The 21,197-nt window shown below is 72.8% G+C and carries 16 protein-coding genes; 14 read left to right on the forward strand and 2 right to left on the reverse strand.

Features of this window, described 5'->3' with window-relative positions:
* Window positions 1-29: 29 nt before the first annotated feature.
* From SNR22_RS23645 to SNR22_RS23705, 13 genes are all read left to right on the forward strand, one after another.
* Window positions 30-287 (forward strand): acyl carrier protein, encoded by a 258-nt coding sequence (locus SNR22_RS23645; protein ID WP_320068846.1) that lies wholly within the window; start codon window positions 30-32, stop codon window positions 285-287.
* A complete protein-coding gene (locus SNR22_RS23650; RefSeq protein ID WP_320068847.1) occupies window positions 284-1,123 on the forward strand; it encodes an SDR family oxidoreductase in 840 nt (279 codons plus the stop codon). Before SNR22_RS23645 ends, SNR22_RS23650 begins: the two co-directional genes overlap by 4 nt.
* A 40-nt stretch (window positions 1,124-1,163) precedes the next feature.
* Window positions 1,164-4,106: a 3-phosphoshikimate 1-carboxyvinyltransferase gene (gene aroA, locus SNR22_RS23655; protein ID WP_320068848.1), complete on the forward strand. Its 2,943-nt coding sequence runs from the start codon at window positions 1,164-1,166 to the stop codon at window positions 4,104-4,106.
* The gene (locus SNR22_RS23660) at window positions 4,103-5,251 is read left to right on the forward strand and encodes an acyl-CoA dehydrogenase family protein (RefSeq protein ID WP_320068849.1); all 1,149 of its coding nucleotides are present in this window, start codon (window positions 4,103-4,105) and stop codon (window positions 5,249-5,251) included. The genes aroA and SNR22_RS23660 overlap by 4 nt, the downstream gene beginning before the upstream one ends.
* A complete protein-coding gene (locus SNR22_RS23665; RefSeq protein ID WP_320068850.1) occupies window positions 5,248-6,042 on the forward strand; it encodes an SDR family oxidoreductase in 795 nt (264 codons plus the stop codon). Before SNR22_RS23660 ends, SNR22_RS23665 begins: the two co-directional genes overlap by 4 nt.
* Complete coding sequence (locus tag SNR22_RS23670; protein ID WP_320068851.1) at window positions 6,039-8,048, forward strand: FAD-dependent oxidoreductase; 2,010 nt, start codon at window positions 6,039-6,041, stop codon at window positions 8,046-8,048. The genes SNR22_RS23665 and SNR22_RS23670 overlap by 4 nt, the downstream gene beginning before the upstream one ends.
* The gene (locus SNR22_RS23675; protein ID WP_320068852.1) at window positions 8,045-10,015 is read left to right on the forward strand and encodes an ATP-binding cassette domain-containing protein; all 1,971 of its coding nucleotides are present in this window, start codon (window positions 8,045-8,047) and stop codon (window positions 10,013-10,015) included. Before SNR22_RS23670 ends, SNR22_RS23675 begins: the two co-directional genes overlap by 4 nt.
* Window positions 10,012-11,802 (forward strand): ABC transporter ATP-binding protein, encoded by a 1,791-nt coding sequence (locus tag SNR22_RS23680; RefSeq protein ID WP_320068853.1) that lies wholly within the window; start codon window positions 10,012-10,014, stop codon window positions 11,800-11,802. The genes SNR22_RS23675 and SNR22_RS23680 overlap by 4 nt, the downstream gene beginning before the upstream one ends.
* Window positions 11,803-11,860: 58 nt before the next feature.
* The gene (locus tag SNR22_RS23685) at window positions 11,861-13,129 is read left to right on the forward strand and encodes a cytochrome P450 (RefSeq protein WP_320068854.1); all 1,269 of its coding nucleotides are present in this window, start codon (window positions 11,861-11,863) and stop codon (window positions 13,127-13,129) included.
* Complete coding sequence (locus SNR22_RS23690) at window positions 13,122-14,894, forward strand: condensation domain-containing protein (RefSeq protein WP_320068855.1); 1,773 nt, start codon at window positions 13,122-13,124, stop codon at window positions 14,892-14,894. The genes SNR22_RS23685 and SNR22_RS23690 overlap by 8 nt, the downstream gene beginning before the upstream one ends.
* 103 nt (window positions 14,895-14,997) lie before the next feature.
* Window positions 14,998-16,257 carry a beta-ketoacyl-ACP synthase II gene (gene fabF, locus SNR22_RS23695; protein WP_320068856.1) on the forward strand — a complete coding sequence of 420 codons (1,260 nt, stop codon included), beginning with the start codon at window positions 14,998-15,000 and terminating at the stop codon, window positions 16,255-16,257.
* A complete protein-coding gene (locus SNR22_RS23700) occupies window positions 16,254-17,339 on the forward strand; it encodes a branched-chain amino acid aminotransferase (protein ID WP_320068857.1) in 1,086 nt (361 codons plus the stop codon). The genes fabF and SNR22_RS23700 overlap by 4 nt, the downstream gene beginning before the upstream one ends.
* The gene (locus tag SNR22_RS23705) at window positions 17,339-18,952 is read left to right on the forward strand and encodes a polyketide synthase (RefSeq protein WP_320068858.1); all 1,614 of its coding nucleotides are present in this window, start codon (window positions 17,339-17,341) and stop codon (window positions 18,950-18,952) included. The genes SNR22_RS23700 and SNR22_RS23705 overlap by 1 nt, the downstream gene beginning before the upstream one ends.
* Here SNR22_RS23705 and SNR22_RS23710 read toward each other — a convergent pair.
* Together SNR22_RS23710 and SNR22_RS23715 are read right to left on the reverse strand one after the other, a co-directional pair.
* Complete coding sequence (locus SNR22_RS23710) at window positions 18,931-19,392, reverse strand: PaaI family thioesterase (protein WP_320068859.1); 462 nt, start codon at window positions 19,390-19,392, stop codon at window positions 18,931-18,933. The two genes, SNR22_RS23705 and SNR22_RS23710, sit on opposite strands and share 22 nt — an antisense overlap.
* Before the next feature lie 241 nt (window positions 19,393-19,633).
* On the reverse strand, window positions 19,634-20,161 hold the full coding sequence (locus SNR22_RS23715) for a DUF6244 family protein (RefSeq protein WP_320068860.1): 528 nt from the start codon (window positions 20,159-20,161) through the stop codon (window positions 19,634-19,636).
* Window positions 20,162-20,374: 213 nt separating this feature from the next.
* Here SNR22_RS23715 and SNR22_RS23720 point away from each other — a divergent pair, with 213 nt between their 5' ends.
* Window positions 20,375-20,623 carry an SCO4848 family membrane protein gene (locus SNR22_RS23720; RefSeq protein WP_320068861.1) on the forward strand — a complete coding sequence of 83 codons (249 nt, stop codon included), beginning with the start codon at window positions 20,375-20,377 and terminating at the stop codon, window positions 20,621-20,623.
* Window positions 20,624-21,197 lie beyond the last annotated feature (574 nt).

Below are 21,197 nucleotides of genomic sequence, written 5' to 3' on the forward strand. Positions count from 1 at the left end.
CACCCGCCCCGACAGAAGGAGTGTCCCGCATGTCTTCTCCCTCTTCTCAAATCACCACGTCCGTCGTCGAGGAGCGGCTCCGCGCCGAGCTGATCGACCTCGGCGTCGACGAGGAGGCGATCACCCCGGAAGCCAAGTTCGACAAGCTCGACATCGACTCGCTGGACATCGCCGACCTCATGGCCATGGTGGTCAAGGAGTTCAACGTGGAGATCCCGCGCAGCGAGCTGGCCGACGTCACGGTCGGGCAGCTCGTCGAGCGGATCGTCGCGGGCGCGTCGCATTGACCTCGTTACTCAGCCTGGCCGGGCGCACCTACCTGGTCACCGGGGTCCTCAACAACGAGTCGATCGCCTGGCACGTGGCGGCTGCGCTCCAACGGGAAGGCTGCGAGGTCATCCTGACCTCGTTCGGGCGGGTGGCCCGAATCACCAGGAAGGTGGCCGACCTGCTGCCGACCCGCCCCGAGGTGCTCGACCTGGACGTCATGTCCGACCAGAGCGTCGCCTCACTGGCCGCCGACATCGAGAGCCGCTGGGGACGGCTCGACGGCGTGCTGCACAGCATCGCCGCCGCGCCGCCGGACGCGCTGGGCCCGGGCTTCGTCGGCGCGCCGGCCGGCGGCGTGCTCGACGGCTTCCGGGTGTCGTCGTACTCGTTCCAGCAGGTCACCACCGCGCTTGCGCCGCTGCTCCGGGGTGCTCCGGGCGGCGGCGCGGTGGTGGGGCTGACCGTCGACTCCACCCGCGCCCTGCCCGGCTACGGCTGGATGGGCGTGTACAAGTCGGCGCTGGAGGCGATCTCCCGGTACCTGGCGCTGCACCTCGGGCCGGCGGGAATCAGGGTCAACCTGGTCGCCGCGGGCCCGGTCGAGACGGTGTCGGCGCGTGGGGTGGGCACCTTCTCCGAGCTGGCCGAGCAGTACGAGCGGTGGGCGCCGCTGGGCTGGGACCGGACCGATCCGGCGCGGGTCGTCGGTGCGGTCCTCTTCCTGCTGTCGGACCTGTCCCGGCAGACCACCGGGCAGGTGGTCCACGCGGACGGCGGGATGCACGCGGTGTTCGGCGGAGTCGGCGTACCCCCTGCGGCGACGCCGTCGCCCGGCCGCACCGCGACCGTCTGACACCACTGGGGGAACGAACGTGCGTCTTGTCGTCAAGGGGATGAGCGAGCCCCTCGCGGGGGAACTCGACATTCCGGCATCGAAGTACCACGCTCACCGTGCGCTGATGCTGGCGTCACTGGTGGACGGAACGAGCCGTATCCACGGCGCCTGCGGCGCCGGCCATGTGCGGCACACCATCAGCGCCCTGCGTGGCCTCGGCACCTCCGTCACCGTCGACGGGGACACGTTCGTGGTGCGTGGTGGCCGCTACCAGCCGGTCCGCCCGGAGGTCTCGGTCGGCAGCTCCGGCACCACCCTCTACTTCCTGTCCGGGCTGGCTGCGCTGGCCGACGCACCGGTCACCATCACCGGCCAGAAGTACTTCCGGCGCCGGCCCATCCGCCCGCTGCTTGACGCGCTGGCCGGCATCGGCGTGCAGATCTCGTCCTCGGACGGGCTCCTGCCGATCCGGATCCCCGCCCGTCCGCCGACCGGGGGCCGGGTGGAGATCCCCGGCACCCTCTCGCAGTGGATCTCCAGCCTGCTGCTGGTCAGCCCGTTCGCGACGGGCCCGACCGTGGTCGACGTCGTCGGCCCGTTCAACGAACGCTCCTACGTCGACCTGACCATCGCGATGATGCGGCAGTTCGGCCTGCACGTGGCGGTACGCGCGGACGGGCGGCGGTTCGAGATCGACCCCGGGCAGCGGCCGACGCCTGCGGTGGTCCACCTGCCGCCGGACGTCGGCGCCGCAGCTTTCGGCCTGGCGGCTGCGGCCCTGCATCCCTCCGACGTCCTCTTCCGGGGGCTGCCGGCGGCCGGCCCGGGCGAGGTGGACCACCCCGAGGCTGAACTGCTGGAGCTGCTGCGGCAGATGGGTCTTCCGCTGCTGCGCGACCCGGCGACCGGCTGGGTCCGGGTACGGCACGACGGTGCGCGGCTGGAACCGGTCCGGGTGGACTGCCGGGCGGTGCCGGACATGCTGCCGGTGCTCAGCGTGCTGGGCGCCCGCGCCCGTGGCACGACGGTGCTGGAGAACGTGGCGCACGTACGGCTCAAGGAGTCCGACCGGGTGACGGCGATGCTGCAACTCAACCGGATGGGTGGGCGGGTGCGGCTGGACGGGGAGACGCTCGTCTGCGAGGGGGTCGACCAGTTGCGGGAGTCCGACCTGTCGTCCTTCAACGACCACCGGGTGCTGATGGCGCTGGCGGTGGCCGCTTCCCGCGCCACGGGCGAGAGCCGGCTGACCTACCCGAACGCCCACCGGATCTCCTACCCGCGGTTTCTCGACCAGATGAACTCGATCGGGATGAACATGTCCGTCGACCGGGCGCCCGTCGGGTCCACGGCCGCCCCGAGGGCGCTGCCGTCCCCGGCCCGACTGGCCGCCTCCCCACTGCCCGATCTCGTACGCCGGCACGCCCGTTCGTGTCCCCACCGGAACGCCGTGATCGAAGCGGAGTCGCCGGGCCGCCCCGGCGGCGTACTCACCTGGCGTGAGCTGGACCGGCGCGCCGACGAAGCGGCGTCGTTGCTGCTGGAGCTGGGTGTGGGTGCGGGCGATGTGGTCGCCTGGCAGCTGCCGAACTGGCACGAGTTCGTCGTGCTCACGCTGGCCACCACCCGGATCGGCGCGGTGTGCTGCCCGCTGATGCCGTTCTTCCGCGAGCGGGAGGTCGAGGGCCTGTTGCGCCGCTCGCGGGCCCGGGTGTTCGTAGTCTGCGCCGAGTTCCGTGGGCGTGACCACGTTGCCGAGACCGCGTCCGTGCTGGCCGGGCCCGACGCCCCCGGCGTGGCGCACGTCCTCGTCGTCGGAGGCGCGGCCCCGCTGCCGGAGGCCACCGGGCCGGTGCGTTGGCAGCGGTTCGGCGAGGCGGTCGCCCGGCAACGCCCGGACCTCGCGGTCCTGGCCGCCCGGGCGCCCGCGCCGGACGCCCTCGCCCAGTTGCTCTTCACCTCGGGCACGTCGGGGGAGCCCAAGGGTGTGCTGCACCGCCTGGACACGCTGACCCGCGCCGCGGCCATGCAGGCCCGGCACCTCGGGCTGACCGCGGCCGACCGGTTGTACGTGCCGTCGCCGCTGGCGCACCAGACGGGATTCCTGTACGGGATGTGGGTCGGTTGTCTCCTCGGCGCGACCGTGGTGCTGGAGCCGGTCTGGAACGGCCGCGCAGCTCTGGCCACGCTCCACCGCACCGGCGGGACCTTCGTCCAGGCAGCCACCCCGTTTCTCGCCGACCTGGTCGACGCCGTCGAGGACGGCGGTGATCCGGCGCCGGCGCTGCGCGTCTTCGTCGCCACCGGCGCCGCGGTGCCGCGCGCACTGGCCGAGCGCGCCACCCGGATCCTGGGTGCGGCGGTGTGTGGCGCGTGGGGCTCCACCGAGTCCTGCCTCGGCACGCTCTCCGCGCCCACGGACGAGCCCGCCCGCGTCTGGGGCACGGACGGCCGCCCGTTGCGCGGCGTGCGGGTCCGGGTCACCGACGACGAGGGCAACGTCCTCGCCGTCGGCGCAGAGGGCAACTTCGAGGTGTCCGGTGCCTGCCTCTTCGCCGGATACCTCGACGATCCGGATCAGACGGCGGCGGCGTTGACGCCGGACGGCTGGTACCGCAGCGGTGACCTGGCGGTCATCGACGACGCCGGGTTCGTGCGGGTTACCGGCCGGGTGCGGGACGTCATCAACCGCGGCGGGGAGAAGATCCCGGTGGCGGAGGTGGAGCAGTTGTTGCACACCCACCCGGCGGTCCGCGACGTCGCGATCGTCGCCATGCCCGACCCCCGCCTCGGCGAGCGGGCCTGCGCCTTCGTGGTGGGCGGTGAGCCGTTCACGTTCGCCCGGATGCGGCAGTTCCTCGACGAGCACAAGGTCGCCAAGCAGTACTGGCCCGAGCGGCTGGAGATCGTGGCCGAGCTGCCCCGCAACGTCGTCGGCAAGGTGCAGAAGTTCGTGCTGCGCGACCGACTCAAGATGATCATCAGCGAGGAGACCCAGTGACCCAGGACGACGGCGGGGCGTTCGCGACACTCGCCTGCGAGGTCGAATCGTTCGTGCGTGGGCCCGGAGAGGAGTACGCCGAGGCCATCGAACGCACCCGGACGGTTCCGCCGGAACTCTGGCACGACCTTCGGGACCGTGGCTACCTCCGGCTGGCCGCGCCCGCCGAGCACGGTGGCGCCGGCCTCTCCTTCAGCCAGTACCTGCGACTGCTCGAGCTCTTCTCGATGTCACACGCCTCCCTACGGATGATCGTGCACGTCTGCAACGGCGTCTGGCGGGCCATGGACCAGTTCGCCACCGACGAGCAGCGCAAGCGGTTCGTCCTCCCGCAGGTCGCCGGCGACCTGCGGGTGGCGTTCACGCTCACCGAGCCGACCGCGGGCACCGGGGCGGACCTGCGTACCAGCGTGGTCCGCGACGGCGACACCTACCTCCTGTCCGGCGAGAAACACCTGATCACCTTCGGGGTCAGCTGCGACTACTGGCTGCTGTTCGCCCGGCTCGCCGGCACCAGCGGCAAGGACGGCACCCTCGCCCTGATGGTGAACCGCGACGTCGAGGGCGTCCGCATCGAGCCGATGGCCGACACCATGGGAGTACGCGGCACCGACCACGCCCACCTGATCTTCGACCGGGCCCCGGTGCCGGTGGCCAACCGTCTCGGCGAGGAGGGTGCCGGTCTCGCGGTCGCGCTGGGCGGATTCCTCACCCCCAGCCGCATCGGCGTCGCGATGACCTGCGTCGGCCTGGCCCGACGCGCCCAGGAGCTCGCGGTCGCCCACGCGGGCCGCCGGGTCACCTTCGGCAAGCCGCTGTCGGCACGCCAGGCCGTCGCGTTCGCGCTCGCCGAGAACGCCGCCGACCTCGAGGCCGCCCGCCAGCTGACCCTGTACGCGGCGCGACAGTGGGAGGCGGGCGCGACCGGCGCGGACGCGCTCTCCTCGATGGCCAAGCTGGTGGCCGTCGACATGCTGACCCGGGTTACCGACAAGGCCCTGCAGGTGCACGGCGGCATCGGCTACTGGGAGGGCAGTCCCATCGAGCGGGTCTACCGCGATGCCCGCGCGCAGCGGTTCGAGGAAGGCACCAACGAGATCCAGAAGACGGTCATCGCACGAGAGATCCTGGCGGGCCGACGGTGACGAACTTCGACGGCAGGACCGCACTGATCACCGGCAGTTCGCGTGGCATCGGACGGGCGCTCGCGCTCACCCTGGCCCGGGACGGCTGCTCGGTCGTGGTCAACTACAAGAAGAACGCGGAGCTGGCCGACCAGGTCCGCAAGGAGGTCGAGGAACTCGGCGCGCGGGCGCTCACCGTGGCCGCCGACGTCGAGCAGCCCGAGGAGATCGACCGGCTGTTCGCGGTCGTGGCGGCGGAGTTCGGCACGCTCGACTTCTTCGTGTCCAACGCGGCGGCCAGCTCGTTCAAGAACATCCTGGACCTCCGGCAGCATCACCTGGACCGCTCGTACGCGATGAACCAGCGGGCGTTCGTGCTCGGCTGCCAGCACGCGGTGCGGCTGATGCCCGACGGCGGCCGGATCGTGGCGCTGTCCAGCTACGGCAGCATCCGCGCCTACCCCACCTACGCCAACCTCGGCGCGGCGAAGGCCGCGATCGAGGCGTGGGTGCGCTACCTGGCCCTGGAGTTCGGCGGGCAGGGCATCAACGTCAACGCGGTCAACGGCGGCATCATCGACACGGAGTCGTCGGGGTACTTCTACGACGTGCCGGGCATGGCGCCGCTGGCCGGCGTGCTGCCCCGGATCCCCAAGGGGCGGATGGGCACCGCCCAGGAGATCGCCGACGTCATCGCCTTCCTGCTGTCGCCGGCGTCGGAATACATCACCGGGCAGACGATCGTCGCCGACGGCGGCCTGTCGATCGTCTCGCCGCCGTTCATGCAGGACCTCAGCGCGCCGCTGGCATGACGACCGCCCTGGGGAACGTGCTGCGCACCGGCCGCATCGGCAGCCTGGTGCTGCCGCATCGCATCGTCATGGGTGCCATGCACCTCGGCTGGGAGGCGTACGACGACGACGGGAGGGCGCTGGCCGCTTTCTACCTCGCCCGGGTGCGGGGCGGTGCCGGGCTGATGGTCACCGGGGGCGCGGCAGTGAGCCCGGCCGGTGCCGGCGGCCCCGGCTACGGCGTGCTCGACGACGCGCGGTTCCGCGCCCGACTCCGGCGCGTCGCCGCGCAGGTGCGCGAGGCCGGGGGCCTGCTTGCCCTCCAGCTCTTCCACGCCGGCCGGTACGCCAGACCGGCGTCGGACGGCCCCCGCCCGGTCGCGCCGTCGGCGGTGTACAGCACGTTCTCCCGGCAGACCCCGCACCCGCTCAGCCCGGCCGAGGTCGGGCGTACGGTGGCGGACTTCGCCCGCGGCGCCGGCCACGCCCGCGACCTCGGCTTCGCCGCGGTGGAGATCATGGGTTCCGAGGGCTACCTCGTCGACCAGTTCCTGTCCCCGCTGACGAACCGGCGCGACGACGAATGGGGCGGCGATCCGGACCGCCGGATGCGGTTTCCGGTGGCCGTGGTGCGGGCGGTGCGCGACGCGGTCGGCCCCGACTTCCCCGTCATCATGCGGATGACCGGCGATGACCTGATGGACGGCGGCACCGGCCGGGACACCGTGGCGTCGTACGCCCGCGCGCTGGTCGACGCCGGCGCCGACGCCCTGAACGTCGGGGTCGGCTGGCACGAGTCTCCCGTCCCCACGGTGCAGGCCGTGGTCCCGCCGGGGCACTGGGTGCCGGTGGCGGCGGCGGTCAAGGCGGCCGTCGGTGGGATTCCGGTGCTGGCGAGCAACAGGATCAACCGGCTGACGCAGGCCGAGGCCGTCCTGGCCGGCACGCCGCTGGATTTCGTGTCCATGGCACGGCCGTTCCTCGCCGACCCGGCCCTGGTCGACCGGTCCCGGCTCGGCCAGCCGGTGAACGTCTGTGTCGCCTGCAACCAGGCCTGCATCGACCGCTCGCTGGTCGACAGCCCGGTGTCCTGCATGGTCAATCCACGGGTCGGGCGCGAACACGAGCCGCTGGCGCCCGGCACGACGCCCGGCACGGTCGCCGTGGTCGGCGCGGGCCCGGCCGGGCTGAAGGCCGCCCACGAACTGGCGCTCGCCGGGCACCGGGTGACCGTCTACGAGGCGGACCGGGACCCCGGCGGCCAGTTCCGGCTGGCCTGCCGGGTGCCGGGCAAGGCCGACTACCTCGAAGCCATCCGGTACCTGTCGCAGGAGCTGGCCCGGCTCGGCTGCGTGGTGCACACCGGGCGGCCCGTCACCCCGGCCGACCAGGGCCTGCTGAGCGGCTTCGACGGGGTGGTCGTCGCCACCGGGGTGGTGCCGCGGCGGATGGACGTCCCCGGCGTCGACCTGCCGCACGTGCTCGACTACCCGTCGGCCTTCGCCGACGGGGCGTTGGGGGAGCGGGTCGTCGTTCTCGGCGGCGGCGGCATCGCCGTGGACCTGGCGCACCTGGCCAGCCACGACAGCCCCGGCGGTGACGGCGGGTCGGCCTCCCCGCCCCGGCAGGTCACCATTCTTCAGCGGGGCAGCCGGCTCGGGCACCGGCTGGGGCGCTCGACCCGGTGGGCGGTGCTGGCCGAGCTGCGACGGCAGCGGGTGGCACTCGTGCAGGGCGTCCGTGACCTGTGCATCAGCCGCGACGGGGTGCACTTCGCCGACGCCGGGGGGCAGGCCCGGATGGTCCCCGCCGACACGGTGGTGATCGCCGCCGGTCAGCTTCCCAACGACGGGCTGGTGGAGACGGTGCGCCGGGCCGGCGTCTGGCACCACGTCGTCGGCGGTGCCCGGGACACCACCGGGCTGGACGCGGTCCGGGCCTTCGACCAGGGACGCGCGGCTGCGGTGGCGTTCCAGCGGCTGCGGGACCGCACCGACCGACCCGCCGAGGTCGAGGAACGGGTATGACCGTCGACGGGTCGGAGAAGACCCCCGCCCTCGGTGCGCTCCGACGCACCGCCGTGGACCGGTGGCGAATCGTACGGCTGTTGCCGCACGCCGGCTGGGCGGCGGTGACCGCCGCCCTGGTCAACAACGTGCTGCTCGCCGTCGCGCCGGTGCTCTTCATCGTCGAGACGAGCCTGCTCATCGGCCGGCTGCCCGCCGCCGTACGCGAGGGCGTCGACTCGCCCGCCTTCGGGCGGCTGGTGACCGCGTTCGTCATCGCGGCCGCCGCCCTCAGCGCGCAGCAGTTGCTGGCCCAGTCACAGGTCACGACCGGGCTGCTGGTCCAGCGCCGGATCGACGGGTGGGTCGCCGACGAGCTGATGACCACCGCGTTGAGCAGTGTCAGCATGGAGCCGCTGGACGACCAGGCGCTCACCGACCAGTTGAGCGAGGCATCCCGCGAGGTCGAGCAGGGCATCCAGAGCCCGGGAGCCGCCTGCGCCGGGATGCTGGCCCTGGTCGCCCGCTACGGACAACTGGCCGGATACGCGGCGGTCGTCGGCGCCGTGTTCTCCTGGCTCGCGGGTGCCGGCCTGCTCGTCGCCGTCCTGGCGTTCCGCCACGGTCAGCGCGGTGGCCTGCGCAAGTACGCGGCGATCTACGGCACGATCATCGGCCGGGTACGCCGGTTGAACTACTTCCGTAACGTCGCCACGGGCCGGCAGGCCGCCAAGGAGATCCGGGTCTTCGGCCTCCTGCCGTGGCTTCGCGAGCAGTACCGGTCGGCGTACCTGGACTGGATGCGCCCCGTGTGGGCCGAGCGCCGCCGGGTCTATCTCAAGCCCTACTTCGGGTACACCGCGATCGGGCTGCTGGTCCTCGTCGCCCTGCTCGCCTCGCTCGGCCAGGCCGGCGGGCAGCGGCAGGTCGACCTCGCCCGGCTGGCCCTGGTGGTCCAGGCCGTTCTCGCGGCGATCCAGCTCGGGGAGTTCTATCCCGAGGCCGACACACAGACCCAGTTCGGCATGAATGCCTACCGGGCGGTCGGCGAGTTCCGCGCCGGGATGCTCGCCCGGTCGGCCCCGGCGGACCGGCCGGGCGGGAACGCCGCCCCCGCACCGCGTACACCCGGCGAGCCTCCCGCAGCGCGCGCCGCAGGCGGTCCGGCCGGGCCCGAGGTGATCAGGTTCGAGGCGGTGTCGTACCGCTACCCGAACCGGTCCGCACCGGTGTTCACCGACCTCGACCTCACCCTGCAGCCGGGGAGATGCACCGCGATCGTGGGGCTCAACGGCGCCGGGAAGACCACCCTCGTCAAGCTGCTGACCAGGCTGGCGACCCCGACCTCGGGGCTGGTCACCGTCGGCGGGCGGCCCATCGACGGGATCCCCGCGGCGCAGTGGCGCGGGAACCTCGCCGTCATCTTCCAGGACTACCTGCGCTACGAGGCCAGCGCGGCCGACAACATCGTCCTCGGCGCCGCCGGACACGCCGGCGACCTGACGGGCATCCGGGCGGCGGCCGACGCCGCGGGCATCCTGGGCGCGCTCGACGAGCTGCCGCTGGGACTGGACACCCCGCTGTCCGGTCAGCTCCGCGGCGGGGTGGACCTGTCCGGCGGCCAGTGGCAGCGGCTCGCCATCGCCCGGGCGCTGTTCGCCATCCGGCACGGCGCCTCGGTGCTGGTCCTCGACGAGCCGACGGCGAGCTTGGACGTCCGCGCGGAGGCGCGTTTCTTCGACGAGATCATCGCCGCCACGACGGGCGTGACCACGATCCTGATCTCGCACCGGTTCGCCACCGTCCGGCGTGCGGACCACATCGTCGTGCTGGCCGACGGGCAGGTCACCGAGGAGGGCTCGCACTCCGAGCTGAGACGTCGGGGCGGCCGGTACGCCCGGCTGTTTGAACTACAGGCGGCGCGGTTCCTGGACCGGCCGGAGGTCGGCCCGCCGGCGGCGGCCGGACCGCAACGGAGCGCCGGATGAAGCGCGGACTGCTGTCGGCTGCCTGGTCCCTGTGGCGGGCCTCCCTGGGTCAGGACCGGCGCAAGGCCAGCACCGCCCTGGTGCTGGTCGTCGCTGGCGCGGTGGCCTGGCCCCTGGTGGCGATCATGCTGCGGGTGCTGTTCGACGCCGCGAACGCCGGGCGGCCGGTCGCCGCGAGCCTCGCCGGGATCGCCGTGGCCGTCCTGCTGATCTCCGGGCTCACGCTCGGCCACTTCGCGCACATCGCCTACTTCGAGCTCTCGGAGCTGGACGTCCTGCACCTGCACCAGGACCTGATGGACGCCACCAACGGGTCACCCACGATGGCGCACTACGAGCGGCCCGAGCTCGCCGACAAGATCGCGATCCTGGAGGAGGACGTCGAGCAACTGCGGGTGGGACTGCAGGCGGTGCTGACCGGCGTCGGCCTGGCCGTGGCCATGGCGCTGACGACGGCGGTCCTGGCCTCCCTCGACGTGTCGCTGCTGTTGCTGCCGCTGGTCGCCGTGCCGCCGCTGCTGACCGGCCGGTGGGCGGAGCGGATGGTGAACCGGTCGCGGGAGGCCAGCGCCGAGTCGACCCGCCGCGCCCTCGGCCTGTTCCGCCTCGCCACCCGGGCCGCCTCCGGCCGGGAACTGCGGGTCTTCGGCCTGGAGCAGGAGGTCCGGCGCCGGCACCGCGACCTCTGGCAGGACACCACCCGACGCCTGTGGCGCACCCAGGCCGCGGCGAGCCTGGTACGGATGCTCGGGCAGTTGGCGTTCGCGGCTGGCTACATCGCCGCCGTCCTGGTCATCCTCCGCGACGCCGTCGCCGGACGCCGTGGCGCGGGCGACGTCATCCTGGTCGTCACCATCGCGGCGCAGGTCAACCAGCAGGTTGCCGCGGCGGTCGGTGTGCTCCAGAACCTCCAGCGGCTGCGCAGCGTCTACCAGCGGCTCGACGAGGTCCACGAGCTGGTCGGTGCCGGGGAGGAGGCGCGGCCGGCCGCCTCCCCGCCGCCGACCCAGCTGCGGGACGGCATCCGGCTGGTCGATGTCGCGCTGCGCTATCCCGGCGCGGAGCAGCCGGTGATCACCGGCCTCAACCTGCACCTGCCGGCCGGCGCGACGGTCGCCGTCGTCGGCGACAACGGCGCCGGAAAGACCACCCTGGTCAAGCTCGTGTGCGGCCTGCTCCGCCCGACGGCCGGCCGGATCCTCGTCGACGGCGTCGACCTGGGCGAGCTGTCGCTGCCGGGGTGGCGGGCGCGGATCGCCGCCGGCTTCCAGGATTTCGTACGGTTCGAACTGCCCGCCGGCCAGACCGTGGGCCTCGGCGACCTGCCCCGGCTGGACGACGAACCCGCAGTGCGTACCGCGCTGGACCGCGCCGGGGCCGGCGATCTCGTCGGAGAGCTCGAAGCGGGCCTGGACACCCAGCTCGGCACCAGCTACGCCGACGGGGCTGAACTCTCCGGCGGCCAGTGGCAGAAACTCGCGCTCGGCCGGGCGTTCATGCGCGACGCCCCGCTGCTGGTCGTCCTCGACGAACCCGCCGCCGCCCTCGACGCCGAGGCCGAGCACACCATGTTCGAGCGTTACCGGCTCCAGGCCGGCCGGGTCGCCGCCGACACCGGAGCGGTCAGCGTCTTCGTGTCACACCGGTTCTCCACGGTCCAGCTCGCGGACCTGATCGTGGTGCTCGCCGACGGCCGGGTCGCCGAGATCGGCACCCACGCGGACCTGGTCGGGGCCGGCGGCCTCTACGCGGAGATGTTCGAGCTGCAGGCCGGGGCGTACCGGTGACCCGGACCGGAGAGCACGTACGGCCCAGCGCAAACAGCGAACCCCGGAGGAGACGGCAGTGACCAGCGCGACGCACACCGAAGAGTTCGACCCCTTCTCCCCGAGCGCCATGGACAACCCCTACCCCGCGTACGCCGAACTGCTGCGCGCCGAGGAGCCGCTGTACCTCGCGGACCGCGACATGTGGCTGGTCATCCGGTACGACCACGTCCGCGCGGCGGCGAAGGACCACGCCAGCCTCTCCTCCGCCGAGGGGATCGCCTACCACCGCTCGACGCTGCCCGTGCTCTTCGGGCTCGACCAACCGGACCACACCCGGATGCGCGGGCTGATCAGGCACGACTTCTCACCCCGGGGAGTGCAGTTCTGGCGCCCGTTCATCGAGAAGGTCTGTGGCGAACTGCTCGACGAGGCGGTCGCCACGGGCGACATCGACCTCGTCCAGCAGGCGATCATCCTGCTGCCCGTGAAGGTCGTGACCACGATCGTCGGGGTGCCCAGCGACAACCTCGCCAAGCTCAAGCTCACCGCCGGGGTGCTGGAGAGCTTCATCGCCAACGCGAAGGTCGGCGAATCCGCGCCGGACGACCCCGACGAGAACGCGCTCCGGTTGCAGGCCGCCAAGTCCGCCCTCTCCTCGGTCGCCGGACTGTCCGGCTTCCTGGGCAACCTGCTCCAGGAACGCCGGGCGCAGCCGCCGCGCGACGACGTGGTCTCGAAGCTGTTCGCCGCCGCCGGGCGGGGCCGGGTGACCGAGAACGAGATCCTCTGGCTCTGCCTCACCCTGCTCGTCGGCGGCCAGGAGACGATGACGCACTTCCTGGGCAACATGCTGGACGCCCTGCTGAACCACCCCGACCAGTTCCGCCTGGTCCGCCGGCGGCCCGACCTCGTCGTGCCGACGATCGAGGAGACCGCCCGCTTCTACCCGCCCGTCCAGAACGTCTTCCGCACCGCCACGACCGACGTCGTCGTCGGCAACACCACCATCCCGAGGGACGCCCGGGTCGAGCTGTCGTTCGCGGCGGCGAACCGCGACCCGCGCAAGTTCCCCGACCCCGACGTGTACCGGATCAACCGGCGGACCGACGGCCACCTGGGCTTCGGGGCGGGCATCCACACCTGCGTCGGCATGCACCTGGCCCGCCTGCAGGCGGCCACGTTCCTGCGGATGCTCATCGAACGCACCGACGACATCGCGCTCATCGGCGAGCTGGTGAAGATCCCCAGCCCGGCGTTCCGGGGGCTCGACCACCTGCCGTTGCGCCTGACCCCGAAGTCCCCTCCGCCCGTGGCCGGAGAGAAGTTGGAGAACCCGAGTGAGTGACACGACCATCGGCGACGCGGTGCTCCCCGCCCCGGTCGGCCTGCCGTTCTGCGCGGGCGAGGACGCGGTCGGGCCGCTGACCTGGGCCCAGAGCGTGATGTGGGGTCCGATGCAGTGGTTCGGCAAGGAGGCGAACCAGTTCAACATCCCGCTGACGCTTCCGCTGCCCGAGCCGGTGGAGCAGGCCCGGCTGCTCGCGGCGCTGCGGGACCTGGTCGAGACGCACCAGACGTTGCGGACCCGCTACCTGGAACGGGCGGGCCAGCCGCAGCAATGGGTCGTCAAGTCGGGGTCCTACGCCGTCACGGTGGCCGACGACCGCGCCGACCCGGTTCGCGCCGGCGACGAACTGACCGCCCGGCTGGCCGAGACCGCGTTCGACCACGAGTCCGAGTGGCCGTTGCGGGTCGGCTGCGTGGTCGACCGGGACCGCCGAGTCACCGCCGTCGCGCTCGTCGGGTCGCATCTGGCGTTCGACGGCTGGTCGTTCCAGACCCTGCGCGACCTCCTGCTCGGCCAGCTCACCGCCGTCGCCGAACGCGCGCCGCAACCGGGCGTCCCGGCGTCCGACGGTGGCACCCCGCAGCCGCTGGAGCAGGCCGCCTTCCAACAGTCGGCGGCCGGCCGGCAGCAGAGCCAACTGGGGCTGCGGCACTGGGAGCAGGCGCTGTCGGCCGCGCCGGCCTCGATGTTCGACCTGCCTCGCGCGCAGACCGGCGACCAGCCCATCGAGCGGCACCTGCTGGACTCGGCGGCGGTCACGGTGGCGGCGGCCGCGCTGGCCGCCCGCACCCGCACGTCGTTCTCGACCGTGCTGCTCTGCCTGACCACGATCATCCTGACCGCCTACAACGGCCACGACACCGCCGCGATCAAGGTGATCGTCGGCAACCGCCTCGACCGGCGAAGCCGCGACCTGATCGCCCTCAACACGCTGAACGCCCTGCTGACGTTCACCGTCCCCGACGTCGACCTGCTCACCGCCATCCGGCAGCTGCACCGCCCCGCGTTCGACGCCTACCGCCGCGCAGAGTGCGACCCCGCCGCCGTCCGGAGGGTGGTCGAGGAGACGCGCCGGCGGCGGGGCGTGTCGTTCGACCTCTCCACCTACTTCAACAACGGACACCGGGGCAGCGACTGGGCCCCGACCAACCCCGATCCGGGGCCGACGCGGCTCGCCGAGCTCCGTCGCCACTCCCGCTACTCGCGGCTGGATCCGCTCTCCAAGAGCGACATGAAGTTCATGGTCGCCGCCAGCAACCAGGGCGACGGCCTGTGCCGCCTCGGGCTGCTGGTGGACACGGCGTACCTGCCGGGACCGCTCGGCGAGACGATCGTGCGGGGGATCGAGACGCTGCTCTGCGACGCGGTCACCGGTGAGGTCCGCGTCTCCGAGGTCGCCGCCCGGATCGGCCTGGCCCCCGCCCGGCGGGGGCCCGACTGGGTGCGCACGCCGGCCGGCTGGGTGCGCCCGGACGACGTGGCGGAGCTGGTACGGCAGGCCGCGGGCGGCGCCGAGACGGCCGTCTTCGCCCACCCGCCCGCCGGCCCGTCCGACGCCGGGGAGCTGACGGCGTACGTCGTCGGCCCGGCGGTCTCCCCGCAAGCTCTGCACGAGCGCGTGCTCGACCTGCTGCCCGGCAGGACCGGGGTGGCGGCGCCGGCGGAGTACGTGATCTGCGCGGCGCCGCCGCACTCCGGGTCCGGCCCCGACGCGTGGCGGGCGGTGCCCGCCACCGAGCGTGGGTCCGGGCGCCCGGCATGAGAAAAGGGAACGCCTCCACCGCCATGGATGGATTCCGTGCACTCATGGCGATTGATAGTGTGCTGTCAGTCGTTCGGCACCTGAGAAGTGAGGCCGTGGCGGGATGGTAGGGGGCGGCGTCGTCATCACGGGTATCGGCGCGGTCACGCCGCTCGGCCTCGACCGCGAGAGCACCTGGCACGGCCTGCTGGCCGGCAAGTCCGGCGTCGGCCCGATCACCGCCTTCGACGCCGGTGACCTGCCCACCCGCATCGCCGCCGAGGTGCGGGGCTTCGACCCCGCGCAGCACTTCACCACCAAACGGGCCCGCCGGATGGCGCGGTTCAGCCAGTTCGCCGTGGTCGCCACCCGCGAGGCGGTCGCCGACGCCGGGCTCACCGTCGACGAGGAGAACGCCGACCGGGTGGGCGTGGTGGTGAACGCCGCGGTCGCGGGTTTCGACACCGTCGAGGCGGCCACCCGTGGGCTGCTGGCACCCGTTCCGTCCGCGCCCAGCGCCCAGTTCGTGCCGTCCTCCCTGACCAACATGCCGGCCTGCGAGATCGCCATCGACCTGGGCGCGCACGGGCCGGTCAACGCCAGCGCGCTGGCCTGCGCCAGCGGCGCCTACGCGCTGCTCGACGCCCGCCGGCTGATCCTGAGCGGCGAGGCCGACGTGGTCATCTGCGGCGGCACCGACGCGGCGATCACCCCGGCCATGTTCGCGGGCCTCGTCAGCATGGGTGCCATGTCCCAGCGCAACGCCGACCCGGCCGGCGCCAGCAGGCCGTTCTCGGCCGACCGGGACGGGTTCGTGTTCGGCGAGGGCGCGGTGGTCATGGTCCTGGAGTCGGCCGACCACGCCCGCCGCCGCGGGGCCACCCCCTACGCCGTCCTCGCCGGTGGTGCCCTGACCAGCGATGCCTTCCACGTGAGCGCGCCCGCCCCGGGCGGTGTGCACGCCGCCGCGGCGATCCGGCAGGCCCTGCGTCGCGGCGGGGTGAGCCCCGACGACGTCGACTACATCTGCGCCCACGGCACGTCGACCAAGGCCAACGACCGGACGGAGACCGTCGCGATCCGTGCCGCTCTCGGCGACGCGGCCGACCGGGTCGCGGTCAGCGCGCCGAAGTCGATGCTCGGCCACCTGATCGGGGCGGCCGGCGCGCTCGGCGCCATGGTGTGCGCCATGGCGATCCGTGAGCAGGTCGTGCCGCCCACCATCAACCTGCACGAGCCCGACCCGGAGTGCGACCTGGACTACGTGCCCCACCAGGCCAGGGAGATGTCCGTGCGGACCGCGCTGACAAACGCCTTCGGCTTCGGCGGGCAGAACTGCGTCGCCGTGTTCACCGACAGACCGTCGCAAGGAGAGCCCGCATGACCGTCCAGTTCCCGCTGACGCGAACTGACCACCCGACTCCGCAGCCGGCGCGGGAGGAGATCCTCGCCGATCCCGGATTCGGCCGGTACTTCACCGACCACATGGTCACCGTCGGGTGGTCGCCGGACGCGGGCTGGCACGACCACCGGATCGGTGCACTGGCCCCGTTCACCCTGCACCCCGGCGCGGCGGTCCTGCACTATGCACAGGAGATCCTCGAAGGGCTCAAGGCGTTTCGGCGCGCCGATGACAGCGTGTGGCTGTTCCGGCCGGAACTCAACGCGCGCCGGTTCGCCGCGTCGGCCCGGCGGCTGGTCCTGCCCGAGCTGGACGAGGAGACCTTCGTCGAGAGCGCGGCGGCGCTGGTTCGCGCCGACGAGGCGTGGGTGCCGGCGTACGGCGGCGAGCAGAGCCTCTACCTCCGGCCGTTCATGTTCGCCTCGGAGGCGTTCCTCGGGGTACGACCAGCGACGCAGGTGACCTACTGCGTGATCGCCTGCCCGGCCGGGTCGTACTTCCCCAGCGGCGTCACCGGTGTGACGCTCTGGATAAGCACCCGGTACAGCCGGGCGGCGATCGGCGGCACCGGGGCGGCGAAGTGCGGCGGCAACTACGCCGCCAGCCTGGGGCCGCAGCGCGAGGCGCTGGACCACGGCTGCGAGCAGGTGCTCTACCTCGGCGGCGAGAACCGGCGCGACATCGACGAGTCGGGCACCATGAACGTGTTCTTCGTGACCGGCGACCAGCAGCTCATCACCCCGAGCCTGGGCACCATCCTGGACGGGGTGACCCGCGACAGCGTGCTGACGCTCGCCGCCGAGCACGGCCTCAAGCCGGTCGAGCGGTCGATCGGCCTGGACGAGATCCGCAACGGGCTCGCCGACGGATCGGTCACGGAGGCGTTCGCCGCCGGCACGGCAGCCGTGATCACGCCGATCGTCGGGTTCAAGAGCGAGGAGTTCTCCGCCACCGTCGGCGACGGCGAGCCCGGCACCTACACCCAGCAGTTCCGGAAGCACCTGCTGGACATCCAGTACGGTCGGGTCGAGGACACCCACGGCTGGATGCGCCGGGTCCTGTAGTGACCGGGCCGATCGCCGTCGTCGGGATGGCCGTCCGCGCGCCCGGCGGCGTCGACAGCCTCGACGCGTACTGGTCGGCCATCCTGCACGCCCGCGACCTCACCGGGGACCTGCCCGAGGACCGGCGCGGCGCGTTCGGCGCGGACTGGGACGGCATGGTCACCCGGGGCGGCTACCTGGACGCGCCGTTCGACTTCGACCCGAAGTTCTTCGGCATCGCGCCGAAGGAGGCGCGCGTCCTCGACCCACAGCACCGGCTGCTGCTGGAGGTGACCTGGGAGGCGTTCGAGCACGCCGCGATCCCGGTCGCCGCCGTCGCCGAGGCCACCGGCGTCTTCGTCGGCATCACCGGCCGGGACTACTGGCAGTGGCTGACCGGGGACCCGAACTCGTACTGGACCATCGGCAACGGCCACAGCTTCGCCGCCGGGCGGATCGCGTACACCCTGGGTCTTCAGGGTCCGGTCTTCGCGCTGGACACGGCGTGCTCGTCGTCGCTGGTGTCCGTGCACACGGCGTGCCGGGCGCTGGTGGCGGGCGACTGCGACGTCGCAGTCGCGGGCGGGGTCAACCTCATCCTGGCGCCGGGCACGACCCGGTCGGTGGCGCAGACCGGCGCGCTGTCGCCCGAGGGCCGGTCGCGCCCGTTCGACGCCGGCGCGAACGGATTCGTCCGTGGCGAGGGTTGCGGCATGCTCCTGCTGAAGCGGCTCGCGGACGCCCGCCGGGACGGCGACCGCATCCTCGCCGTGATCAACGGGACCGGGATCAACCACGACGGGCGGACGTCGACGTTCACCACGCCGAACGTGTCGGCCCAGGCGAGACTCATCGACTCGGTCCTGGCGGCGGCGGGCGTGTCCGCCGGGGACATCGGCTTCCACGAGGCACACGGCACGGGTACCCCGTTGGGTGACCCCGCCGAGCTGGCGGCGATCGGCGCGGCGCTGGGCCGCCGGGATGGCCGGCCGCTCTACGTGGGCTCGGTGAAGGGCAACATCGGCCACACCGAGTCGGCCGCCGGCGTGCTCGGGCTGGTGAAGGCCGTGCTCTGCGTGCACCATCGCACCATCGCGCCGCAGGCCAACTACCAGGAGCCCAACCCCCGGATCGACCTGTCCGGCACGGGGATCGAGATCCCGGTGGCGCCGGTGCCCTGGGACGACCGGATCGGCGGCTGCGCGTCGACGAGCTCGTACGGCATGAGCGGCACCAACGCGTACGCCGTGCTGTCGCCGGCCCCGCCGCCCGAGCCGGCCCGGAACGTGCCGGCGGCGGACGGGATTCTGCTGTCGGCCGCCACCCCGGCGGCGCTGGCCGCGCTGGCCCGCCGCTACGCCGCTCACCTGGCCGCGCTGCCGGCGGCGGACTACCCGGCGTTCACGTGCACCGCCAACAACGGGCGGACCCGGCTGAAGCACGCCGTGTGGGTCCAGGCGGCCGAGCCGGGCGGCGCGGCGGCGGCGCTGTCGGCGCTGGCCGACGGCTCGGCGCACCCCGCCGTGCGTACGCTCGACCCGGGTGATCCGGTGCCGGCCGTGCCCGCTCGGGCAGTCGTCTCGCTGCCCGGCTATCCGTGGCAGCGCGGCACCTACGTTGTCGCCCCGGCCTGATCGGCGAGCGCCACCGCCCGGGTGGCCCGCGACGGCAGCGCGAAGTGCAGCGTGGCCATGGCCACCAGGCGGGCCCGGTGGTCGCTGGCCCGCACGTCCACGACCGCCGAGCGGCTGGCGAGTTTGATCACCTCGGCCGCGACGCGCAGCACCCCGGGCTCGGCCGGTTCCAGGAAGCTGATGCTGCTGTTGGCGAGCACCATCGCGGGCGCCGGGCCGACCAGGACGTTGACCGCGACGAAACCGGCCAGGTCGATGGCCCAGAACAGGGCCGGCCCGGAGAGCGTGCCGTTCGCCCGGCGTTCGAGCCCGTCCGGGCCCGCGGCGCAGATCACGCGGTCGCCGTCGAAGGTCTCGACCCGGAGCCGGTCGGTGCCGGACATGACCTCGGCGAGCCACGCCCGTGCCTCGTCGATCGACATCACCGGGTGCGAGCGCATGAACATCACTATAGGCGTCGATCGTTGTCCGCTTCGCCGGTCGAGCGGCGTTCGGGTCCGTCCCTGAGGCTTCCGCTCGGCCAGCTAGGTGCCGCGCTGCGGGACGGTCCTGGCGAGCCCCCGCTCGCGCCAAGGCCGTACCGCCGCGCGCACGTGCCGCGTGCCGGAACGGTCGAACCGCCGCCGTCGAACGGTTGAATCATCAGCGATGGCTGGCCAGAAGGAGGCCGCCAAGCGCCGGTCAGTCTCGTGCGGACCCGAGCTGTCGTGCCTCGACGATCGCGACCTCCACGGCCTGCCGGGCGGTGCCGGTGCGCTGGACCAACAGGGTCAGGACCTGCTTGATACCCGCCAGCCCCGACAGCATCGGGCCGGGCTGCCCGCCCTGCAGGACGATCGTGGCGAGCTGCTGCGCCTCGCCGATCCGGGCGATGGTCTTCGCGGTCGTGTCGCGTACGCCGTCGACCGCGCTCCGCACGGGGGCCAGCCCGGCGATGGTCTCCTGCGGGGTGGCTTGGTGGGGAACCGCGGCGGTGGCCTTCGTCGCCTCGCCGATCGAGGCGGCGAGGCCGCCCAGGCCGCCCTGGATCTCGGAGATCGCGCCCTGCACCCGGACCATCCCGGCGGCGACGGCGGCGAAGCCGCTGCCGGCGGCGCGCAGCGCCAACTCCTGCGCCTGCTTGTGGGCGGCGGCGGCCAGCCCCTGGGCGCGCTCGACGCCCGTGGTCAGCGCCCGCAGTTCACCGGTGATCTTCTCGACGTGCGACACGGGCCCGAGTTCCTCAATCGAAGACGGTGGAGTTGCCGGGAGCCCGAACCTACCGCCCCGTCCCCGGCGCCGCCAGGACCTGCGGGGCGCCAGCCGGTCGGGCAGTGACTTCTCCAGATCCATCGGTACGCCGATCTCGTTTCGGATCCGGCGCCGGGCGGCCCGGAGCGCGCAGCCGGCCCGGCGCCCGGCTCGCTGGCATACTCGCCAGCCATGGTGCTGTCGCGTGGCTGGGCCCTCTTCCTCGTCGGGGTCGGCGTCTGGACCTGGGTGATCTGGCCCAGGTTCGCCGTCGCCATCTGGAACGACCCGCGCGCCTGGGCGAGCGGGACGGTGGGCGTGGGCACGCCCACGGGCTTCCTCTGGGTACACGCCCTGCTGATCGCGGCGTCCCTGGCGATCGGCACCACGACGGGCGTCCTGGGGGTACGGGCCTGGCGAGCCGCCGGCCGCCGGCGCTGATGTCCCTCATGCCCCTGATCTGGGCGTATTTTCGAGCGTGGATGATGTGACGCGGGACGCTACCCCGCGGATTTGACGACCAAACCCCCGGACGCGTAACTTTCTCTCTGCCAGCGCGGAACGGACGAAACAGGGCGAAAGACCTGGAGGCCGGAGCGCAGGTCAGGCAACCGATGCCGAGGGACTCCGGTCCTGCGGGATCAGGCCGGGCGGGGCCCCCGATTTCGCCGCGAGGCGGATTTGGAGCGGCGGAACCGACCGGGTAAGGTTGGCGACCGGCAGGGAACCGGGCGAGATCGTGGGAGACCACGACGGCCGGCCTGCCAAATCCGAGGATCACGACAGCAGTTGACCGCTGCACGGGATCACGGCTGAGATACCCGTACGAAGCACGACAGACCGGGACACACGGTTTGACACGGCAGAGACGGTGAGGTAACGTAGTAAAAGTGCCCGGCGCGAGAGCGGCGGGTGCGAGGAACGGAACGGTGAACGGAAATGCCCCGGATGGGCTCCCATTGTGTGGGGGTTTCGGATGGTGTGTGGTTGTTCTTTGAGAACTCAACAGGGTGCT

Origin of the sequence: Micromonospora sp. RTGN7, assembly GCF_033804645.1 — a bacterium.
In the GTDB taxonomy this organism is placed as follows: domain Bacteria; phylum Actinomycetota; class Actinomycetes; order Mycobacteriales; family Micromonosporaceae; genus Micromonospora.